Source organism: Sphaerimonospora cavernae (assembly GCF_042435035.1).
In the GTDB taxonomy this organism is placed as follows: Bacteria; Actinomycetota; Actinomycetes; order Streptosporangiales; family Streptosporangiaceae; genus Sphaerimonospora; species Sphaerimonospora cavernae.
Map to the genome: position 1 here is coordinate 1 of NZ_JBHMQT010000022.1, position 8,459 is coordinate 8,459.

Annotated in this window: 8 protein-coding genes; 5 read left to right on the forward strand and 3 right to left on the reverse strand. The window is 68.3% G+C overall.

All coding sequences use genetic code 11. From position 1 onward, the window contains the following. The 3 genes from ACFHYQ_RS12190 to ACFHYQ_RS12200 all read right to left on the reverse strand — a co-directional run. On the reverse strand, positions 1-255 hold a 255-nt coding region (locus ACFHYQ_RS12190), incomplete at its 3' end, for a DUF742 domain-containing protein (RefSeq protein WP_394301228.1). Further along, positions 252-677, reverse strand: a complete 426-nt coding sequence (locus tag ACFHYQ_RS12195; RefSeq protein WP_446746294.1) for a roadblock/LC7 domain-containing protein — start codon at positions 675-677, stop codon at positions 252-254. The genes ACFHYQ_RS12195 and ACFHYQ_RS12190, both read right to left, overlap by 4 nt. Further along, a complete protein-coding gene (locus ACFHYQ_RS12200; protein ID WP_394301230.1) occupies positions 674-3,460 on the reverse strand; it encodes a sensor histidine kinase in 2,787 nt (928 codons plus the stop codon). Before ACFHYQ_RS12200 ends, ACFHYQ_RS12195 begins: the two co-directional genes overlap by 4 nt. A gap of 415 nt (positions 3,461-3,875) precedes the next feature. On the opposite strand from ACFHYQ_RS12200, the gene ACFHYQ_RS12205 reads away from it, so the two are divergent. From ACFHYQ_RS12205 to ACFHYQ_RS12225, 5 genes are read left to right on the forward strand one after another with little or no spacing between them, the layout of a single operon-like run. Beyond that, entirely contained in the window at positions 3,876-4,853 is a 978-nt protein-coding gene (locus ACFHYQ_RS12205) for an ABC transporter substrate-binding protein (protein ID WP_394301231.1), read from the forward strand. Positions 4,854-4,883: 30 nt separating this feature from the next. Further along, entirely contained in the window at positions 4,884-5,657 is a 774-nt protein-coding gene (locus tag ACFHYQ_RS12210; RefSeq protein WP_394301232.1) for an ABC transporter permease, read from the forward strand. Further along, positions 5,624-6,469, forward strand: a complete 846-nt coding sequence (locus tag ACFHYQ_RS12215) for an ABC transporter permease (protein WP_394301233.1) — start codon at positions 5,624-5,626, stop codon at positions 6,467-6,469. Before ACFHYQ_RS12210 ends, ACFHYQ_RS12215 begins: the two co-directional genes overlap by 34 nt. Positions 6,470-6,490: 21 nt before the next feature. Then, positions 6,491-7,270 (forward strand): ABC transporter ATP-binding protein, encoded by a 780-nt coding sequence (locus ACFHYQ_RS12220; RefSeq protein ID WP_394301234.1) that lies wholly within the window; start codon positions 6,491-6,493, stop codon positions 7,268-7,270. Beyond that, complete coding sequence (locus tag ACFHYQ_RS12225; RefSeq protein WP_394301235.1) at positions 7,267-8,274, forward strand: methyltransferase; 1,008 nt, start codon at positions 7,267-7,269, stop codon at positions 8,272-8,274. The genes ACFHYQ_RS12220 and ACFHYQ_RS12225 overlap by 4 nt, the downstream gene beginning before the upstream one ends. Positions 8,275-8,459 lie beyond the last annotated feature (185 nt).

Consider the following 8,459-nt stretch of genomic DNA (forward strand, 5'->3'; position numbering starts at 1 on the left):
CAGCGGCATCCGCAACAACGCGGACACCTCCGCCACCGACCGCACCTGACGACACAGCGAGCTGATCGCGCGGTGCTCCGGCGGGCGACCGGACAGGTCGATGTGGGCGGTGGTCGCGGACGACACGAGCGCCTCCATCGCAAGCTGCATGCGCGGCGCCGTACGCCCCCCGGTCACGGTGAAGGGGCGGACCGGAGAAGCGGGCTCCTGAGGGATCGGGGCGCCGTGCGGCTGCCCCCACGGGTCCACCGTCACCTCCGAGAGTGGGACGACTGCAGCTCGGCGCGCAGCGCCGGCGTGAGCACCTGTCCCGCCCGGTCCACCAGCAACGTCATCTGGTACGCCACCAACCCGAGGTCGGAGTCCGGCGCGGCCAGCACCGCCAGGCACGACCCGTCGCTGATCGACATGATCAGCAACAGCCCACGCTGCATCTCGACGACCGTCTGCGTCACCGCCCCGCCCTCGAACACCCGGGACGCACCCTGCGTCAGACTGATCAGACCGGCCGCTACCGCCGCCAACTGATCAGCCCGATCCGGTGGGAAGCCGTCGGAATAGGCCAGCGGCAGACCGTCCGACGCCACCACCACCGCGTGGGCCACACCCGGAACCGAGCCGACGAAGTCGCTGATCAGCCAGTTGACGCCGCGCGCAGCCTGACTCATCTCCATCATGCTTGCTCCCCTTCACTCATCGAGTAGCCCTGGTCCTCGCTGATCTCCCCGCGCGCCACCGCGCGGCCCTGACGTACGCCCTGCTGGAGGCTCGACAGACGGCTCCGGGCGCGATCCGGCGACAGGACGGGCGGTGGTGCGGCCGGGGCCGCCACCGGATCGGCCGAGCCCGGCACCAGGTTGGCCTTGGGAACCCGCTTGGGCAGGCCGGAGGTGGTCTTGCCCTCGGAGGCAGGCTGCCGGGCGACGGCCGCGGCGGCCTGCCAGCCGGCGTCGACCGCGGACGGCCGCTGCCATTCCGATTCCGGCTCCGACGGGGTGGCCCGCCTGAACCATGCCGACTCTACGGAGGCGAAGATCGGTAAGAACTCCTCTTGAGGCTCTTCCAGCGACGCGTTCCGCAGTACCGGCATCGGACCGGTCGCCGCCTCATCCGGAACGTCGTCGTAGCGGCGCGGTCGCGCAGGAGGGGCCGCCGGAGCGAAAACAGGACCGGTCGTGGGACCGACAGGACCGGTGGTGGAGTCGAAGGGGGCGGCGGAGGCGGCGGAGGCGGCGGAGGCGATGGGGGCGGGCTGCGAGACCGCCCGACCGTCCAGGGATCGCGGCGCGATCGGCGACCGCCCCGACCAGTCCGGCTCGCCCAGCTGACTCGGCCGGCTCGGCTGGGGGCTCCACGCGGGGGCGAAGGCGCCGACGTGGGCCGGAGGCTGGTAGGCGGGCCGACTCATCAGCGCCTCCGGCAGCAGGACCATCGCCGTCAGGCCTCCGCCGTCATGCGGTCTGAGCTGCACCCTGATGCCGTTGCGTAGCGCGAGCCGACCGACCACGAAAAGTCCCATGCGCCGGGAGACCGACACGTCCACGACGGGAGGATTGGACAGGCGGTGGTTCGCCTGGGAGATCTCCTCGGTGGTCATGCCGATGCCGGAGTCCGTTACGGAGATCATCACGCCGCCACCGTCGATGCTGTTTCCGGACACCGTCACGCGGGTGTCCCTGGAGGAGAACGCCAGCGCGTTCTCGATGAGCTCTGCGAGCAGATGGATGACGTCGTTGACGGCCTGGCCGACGATCGCCGCGTCGCCGGGGACGTTGAGCGCCACCCGCTCGTATCCCTCGACCTCGGACAGGGACGCTCGGAGCACATCGGTGATCTCGACGGGGCGGCTCCATCGGCGGGCGGGTTCCTGGCCGGCGAGGACCAGGAGGTTCTCGCTGTTGCGCCGCATGCGGGTGGCGAGGTGGTCGAGCTTGAACAGGTCGCCCAGCCGCCGCTCGTCCTGCTCACCCTGCTCCAGACCGTCGATGAGGGTGATCTGCCGCTCGACCAGCGTCTGCGAGCGCCGCGACAGGTTCACGAACATCGCGTTGATGTTGCTGCGCAGTTGCGCCTCGTCGCCCGCCAGCCGTACGGCCTCGCGGTGGACCTCGTCGAATGCCCGGGCGACTTCGCCGATCTCGTCGGCGGACTGCACCCCGACCGGCTGCACGTCCTGTCGTCCGCGCCCGCCGTCGGTTTCGCGCAGCCGCTGCACGAGTTCGGGCAGGCGTCGCCCGGCCACCTCCAGCGCCTCTCTTCGTAGCCGCCGCAGCGGCTGCACCAGTGAGCGGGCCATGACGGCGGTGATGAGCAGGACCAGCAGCAGGACCGCGGCGATCAACGTGGCGTTGAACACGGCCACGTTCCGTTCGCTCCCCTGCAGGTCGATGCTCCTGTCGACGGCGGACCCGTTGATCGTCTCGGCGACCTCCCGCATCAGGTCGGCCTGTCTGCTGATCGCGTCGAACCATCGCTCCTCGTCGGAGCCACCCCTGCGATCGAGATTGCGGATCGGCAGCCCGGCCGCGTCGAGATAGCGCGCCCGGCTGACGAAGAACCTCGCCCGGTCGACCAGTTGGTCGGTCACGGTGTCGCTGTAGAGCTGGTGCTGGGCGATCGTCGCCTCGGCGTTGAACGAGGTCAGTTCGCTCCGCTCGCCGGCGGTCGCGGCGGCGAAGGCGTCGAGTTCGTCCTGCTCGAACCCCTGCCGGGCCAGAGCGATCGCGAGCAGCGCACGCTGCTGCGATACGGCCTCCTGGGCGCGAGCCAGGGCGCCGAGCGCCTTGATGCTCGCGCCCAGTGCCTCGTCCGGCACTCCCTGACCGGCGGCGTCGTAAACTCGCAGCAGGTCGGCGGTGACGAGTCGGTACTTCTCCATGGTGGGCAGCGGCGGGAGCCGGCTCTCAAGCACGATCTTGCGCAGTGCGGGCAGGTCCGTCAGCCGGCCCATGGCGCGGGAAAGATCCGCCCTGCCGATCTCACCGAGGGTGTCGCCGTCGGATGCGGCCTTGGCCAGCACCTGCTTCACCGCGGCGTCGACGGTCTCGTGCTGCCTGTTGATCAGAGCGAGGACCTCGCCTCCCCGGCGGCCTCTCGCGACATACCTCACCGAAAGGTCGCGTTCCAGCTGGATCTCGTGGGTCAGCGCACCGATGCCGGCGACGAACTCGACCGCCTCGCGTACGCGCTGGTACTCGGCGGCGCTGCCGATCGAGGTGATCACACGCAGACCGCCGAGCAGGACCGCGACGAACGTCGGCAGCACGATCAGCGCCAGGAGACGGTTGCGCACCCGCCAGTTCTTCAGCGCCATCGAATTCTCGGTCCCGCCTCCCTTCGAGGTCTCGGCCCGGGGCCCGGCAGGCCGTCGCACGTTCGCGGGGGTCGTGCCGCCGGCGCTCGCTACGCCGGACGGCTCGAGATCGGCGCGGCGACCACTCTCGATCGTTGCTGTCCTCACTGGTCGCAACCTCTCGCGCTGGTCCTGAGGAAAGAGTTTCGCGGTGGGTCCGTACGGGAAACCCCACAAGTCATCGGCAATTTGAGCATAAAAGGACGAGATAGACCAAGACCTCAAATATATTAGGAACGTTCCAAAGCATACCGAATATGGTTCGAAACCAATCAGAAGTGGGATGTCCAGCAAGGACTGGAGGGCCGCACGACAGGCCCAAAATAGGGTTACACCATAACATCGGTCCAAACCTCCAAAGGCCCAGACATCTGGACATAATGGACTTCTTGGCTAGTTTAGTGACATAGGTGGCCGAATGCTGTTGATTCGTTTTGTCTCCGGTACGCTTCTCGCCCGTCACCCGTCTTCACTTGATCACCTGACCAGGCGGGCGACATCTCCCCCCTGCTAAGGAGACCCAATGAGGCTTATGGGGCGAACCTTCGCCATAGGTGTCGCGGCCGTGCTGGCCTTGACCGCTTGCAGCAACTCCGAGACGACGTCCTCCTCCCCCGACGACGACGGACTGGAGAAGACCACGCTGGTCGTGGGCACGATCCCCGTCCCGGACAGCGCACCGCTGCAGGTCGCCATCGACAGGGGCTTCTTCAAGGAAGAGGGTCTGGAGGTCAAGCCCGAGGTCGTCGCCGGCGGCGCGGTCGGCGTCCAAAAACTGCTTGGCGGGAGCATCGATCTGACGCTCGGCGCCTACATCGGCACGTTCCTCGCCCAAGACAAGGGGGCCGGAAAGTTCAAGTACGTCGCGGACAGCTACGGCGCGGCACCCGGCGCCTTCGTGATCATGGTCAAGAAGGACTCTCCCATCAAGACCGTGGCCGACCTCAAGGGGAAGAAGATCGCGGTCAACACGTTCCAGAGCGTCATGCAACTCACTGCGGAAGTGCAGATGAAGGTGGCCGGAGTGACCGCGACACCGGACCAGTTCGTGGAGAAACCGTTCCCCGACATGCCCGCAGCCCTGGAAAACGGACAGGTCGATGCAGCAGCTATGGTCGAACCGTTTATCACCGTTGAGTCCAAGGCCGGCGGCAGAATCATCACCGATGAGATGACCGGTCCCACTGAGGATCTCCCCGTCGCCGGCTGGTTCACCACGGAAGACACCGCGAACAAGTACCCGAAGACGATGGCGGCCTTCCAGCGCGCGCTGGGCAAGGCGCAGGAGCTCGTGGCGAACGACCGCAAGATCGTGGAAGAGACCCTGCCCAAGTACACCAAGATCGACGCTGCCACGGCGGCCGTCATCTCCCTGGGCTCCTACCCCACCTCACTGAGCGAGACCCGGCTCCAGCGGGTGATAGACCTGATGAAGGAGTACGGCTACCTGAAGACGGAGCTCGACGCGAAGTCCATGATCCTGCCGCCTCCGGCGAGCTGACAGAAGCCACCACAGGATCATGACCAGCTCATGAACCATGTCCGAGTGCTCCGCGGCGTCGCCGGCGCCGCGGGGTTCGCCGCCGCGGTCGAGGCCGTCGGCCTGAGCGGGTTGGTCGACGAACGGTTCCTGCCTCGCATGTCGACGATCCTCGTCAGCGCGGCGGGCCTGATCGTCGACCCGGAGTTCCTCGGCGACGCCGTCGCCACCCTGGCCGCCTGGGCCCTGGGGCTCCTCCTCACCGTGGCGGTGGCCGTACCAGCCGGACTGGTGCTCGGCGCGCTGCCCGCCGTCGAGCGCGCGGTCCGCCCGCTGATCGAGTTTCTCCGGCCGATCCCGTCGGTCGCGATCATCCCGCTCGCGATCCTGCTCTTCAGCGACAACCTGCACCTGAAACTGGCCGTCATCGCGTACGCTTCGTCCTGGCCGGTCCTGATCAACGCCATCTACGGCCTGAAGGACGTCGATCCGCTCGCCAAGGAGACCCTGCACGGCTTCGGGTTCGGCCCGCTGGCCGTGCTGGCCCGCGTCGCGCTGCCCAGTGCGGCGCCGTTCATCGCGACCGGGGTACGGGTCGCCTCCGGCATCGCGATCATCCTGACGGTCAGTGCGGAACTGATGGCCGGCGGCTCGGAAGGGATCGGGATCTTCATCACCGAGGCCGCGAGCGGAAACCGGATCGATCTGATGCTGGCCGCGACCCTGTGGGCCGGTCTGTTCGGCGTCCTTTCCAATGCCGTCCTGGTCGCGGCGGAACGCCGGCTCTTCCGATGGCACCACGCGAGATCGGAGGCCGCCCGGTGACCCACGTGGCCGCACATCCCGTCCGATCGGTCATCCGGGCCCTCGGCCGGCTCTGGCTGGTGCCCGTCACGTTGGTGGCCTGGGAGATCGCCACACGCTCCGCGGCTCAGCCGTTCTTCCCGCCTCCCTCGGCGATCCTCGCACGCATGCACGAGATCTGGTTCTCCGGCCCGGCAGCCCATCTCCTGCTGACGGACAAGGCTCTCGGCGACTTCGGCCCCAGCCTCGCGAGGCTGTTCGGCGGCTGGTTGGCCGCCGCGGTCCTCGGTGTGCTCATCGGGATCGCCATCGGATGCTCATCTCGCCTGGCCGACTACCTGGACCCGCTGATCGAACTCGGCCGGGCCGTACCACCGCCGCTGCTGGTGCCGTTCTTTCTGGCGCTGTTGAAACTGGGCACTCCGGCGCAGTTGGCCACGATCGTGTTCGGGGTGATCTGGCCGATCCTGCTCAACACCGTCGACGGCACGCGCGGTGTGGACCGCCAGCATCTGGAGACCGCGCGCATCTTCGGGTTCTCCGCGGCCCAGCGCCTCCGGCAGGTCATCCTCCCCGCCGCCATGCCGAAGATCTTCGCCGGCCTGCGGCTCGCACTCTCCCTCGCGCTGATCCTCCTGGTGATCGCCGAGATCTTCGGGGGCACCGGAGGGATCGGCTACCAGCTTCTCTACGCACAACGCAGCTACCTCTACCCCGACATGTGGGGCTGCCTGGTGATGCTGGGCCTTCTCGGCTACCTGCTCAACTCCGCTTTCCTGCTGCTGGAGCGGCGCGTGCTCGCCTGGCACCGGGGCGCCAGGCAGACCAACTAGCAGACCGATCAGGAGGATCCGGTGCTCGAGATCACCGAACTGGTCCATTCGTACGGCTCGCACCGCGTGCTCGACGGGGTGAGCCTGTCCGTCGCCGAAGGCGAACTGGTCAGCGTCGTCGGCCCATCGGGATGCGGGAAGTCCACCCTGCTGCGGTCGATCGCCGGGCTCATCCGGCCGTCCGGCGGGCAGATCCTGCTCGGTGGCCGGCCGGTGGATCGGATTCCGGACAATCTGGCGATCGTGTTCCAGGACTACAGCCGCTCCCTCTTCCCATGGATGACAGCGGCGAACAACGTCGCGCTACCGCTGCGGCGCAGGGGGCTGGACCGCAGGCGCCGCCGCGAGGCCGCGATGGCGGCCCTGGACCAGGTGGGTCTGGCCGACGCCGGGGGGAAGTATCCCTGGGAGATGTCCGGTGGCATGCAGCAGCGGGTCTCGATCGCCCGCGCCCTCGCCTACCGCCCGTCGCTGCTCCTCATGGACGAGCCGTTCGGGTCGGTGGACGCCCAGACCCGCGAGGATCTGGAGGACCTGGTGCTGCGGGTCTGCGCGCACCACGGGATGACGATCCTGCTGATCACCCATGACATCGACGAGAGCGTGTACGTCGGGGACCGCGTCATTGTCCTCACCAGGTCGCCCGCGCGCGTCACGGCCGATCTCAAGGTCGACCTGGGCGCCTCCCGTGACCAGATCGCCACCCGGCAGTTCGACGAGTTCGTCCGACTGCGCGCCGAAGTCGGCCGCCTCGTCCGGGGCGGTTCCACCACTGCGACCACTGTTCTGGAGCAGCAATGATCGACTCGAACGACCCCATCTGGAACGCTATCGTCGGCATCACGCGGCTGGGCGCCATGGCCACCATGGCCGAGCTGGGCTGCGCCGACCACCTGGCGGGCGGACCGATGAGCGTCACCGAACTGGCCGGCGCGTGCGGAGCGCACGCCCCCTCTCTCGGACGGGTGATGCGCGAGCTCGCGGCCATCGGGATCGTCCGCACGGTCGGCCCCGACGTCTACGAGCTGACCGAAAACGGCCAGGCCCTCCGGGGTGACGTCCCGGGTAGCATGCGGGGCGCCCTGCGGGTGATGGTGGAGCCCGGCTACTGGTACGCCATGGGGTCCATTCCCGAGACCGTACGCCGGGGCCGCTCCATGTTCGCGGAACGCTTCGGGCCGTTCTATGACTATCTGGCCGAACGGCCCGAGCTCGCACGGGACTTCAACGATTACATGCGAGTCCGGAGCGCCTCGATCGAGTCGGCCCTGCCCACCACCTACGACTTCTCGGGCTTCGGGACGCTCGTGGACGTGGCCGGGGGAAGGGGTCATCTGCTCGCAGCGGTGCTCGACGCGAACCCGCGGCTGCGGGGCGTGCTCTTCGATCGCGAGAGCGTGGTGACGCACGCGCGCGAAGTGCTCGGCGGGCGTGGCTTCGGCGACCGATGCGAGTTCGTGGGCGGCGACTTCTTCCGGGGGGTTCCGGACGGGGCGGACGCCTACCTGCTGGCGAGCATCATTCACAACTGGGACGACGACGACGCGCTGCGCATTCTCGGCAACGTGCGCGCCGCGATGGCCGACGACGGCCGAGTGCTGCTGCTTGAGACGGTGCTCCCCGATGACGATTCGCCGCATATCGGTAAGGAGTTCGACCTGCGGATGCTCGCCCTCTTCGGCAGCGGCAAGGAGCGGACCCGGGACGAGTACGCGGCGTTGCTCGGCAAGTCGGGTTTCACGCTCTCGCGCGTCCTGCCGCTCCCCGTCGGGGCGAGCCTGATCGAGGCGATCCCCGTTCAATGACCGCGATGCCCGCGGGGGCGGAGCGGGAGAGAGCGGGAGCGAGCGGGGACCGGAGGTTTCCTCCCGGCGCAGCCCCCTGCGCCGTCAGGTCAGGAACGGCTCCATCCGGGTGCGGCGACGTGGGAGGTCAGGGCGTGCTCGACCAGCGTGATCAACGCGCTCTTCACCGACTCCCGATCACGCGC

Coding starts and splice junctions, on each gene's coding strand:
- ACFHYQ_RS12215 (WP_394301233.1), top strand. CDS start 5,624: ATGGCACCACGCGAGATCGGAGGCCGCCCGGTGACCCACGTGGCCGCA.
- ACFHYQ_RS12210 (WP_394301232.1), top strand. CDS start 4,884: ATGAACCATGTCCGAGTGCTCCGCGGCGTCGCCGGCGCCGCGGGGTTC.
- ACFHYQ_RS12195 (WP_446746294.1), bottom strand. CDS start 677: ATGATGGAGATGAGTCAGGCTGCGCGCGGCGTCAACTGGCTGATCAGC.
- ACFHYQ_RS12225 (WP_394301235.1), top strand. CDS start 7,267: ATGATCGACTCGAACGACCCCATCTGGAACGCTATCGTCGGCATCACG.
- ACFHYQ_RS12205 (WP_394301231.1), top strand. CDS start 3,876: ATGAGGCTTATGGGGCGAACCTTCGCCATAGGTGTCGCGGCCGTGCTG.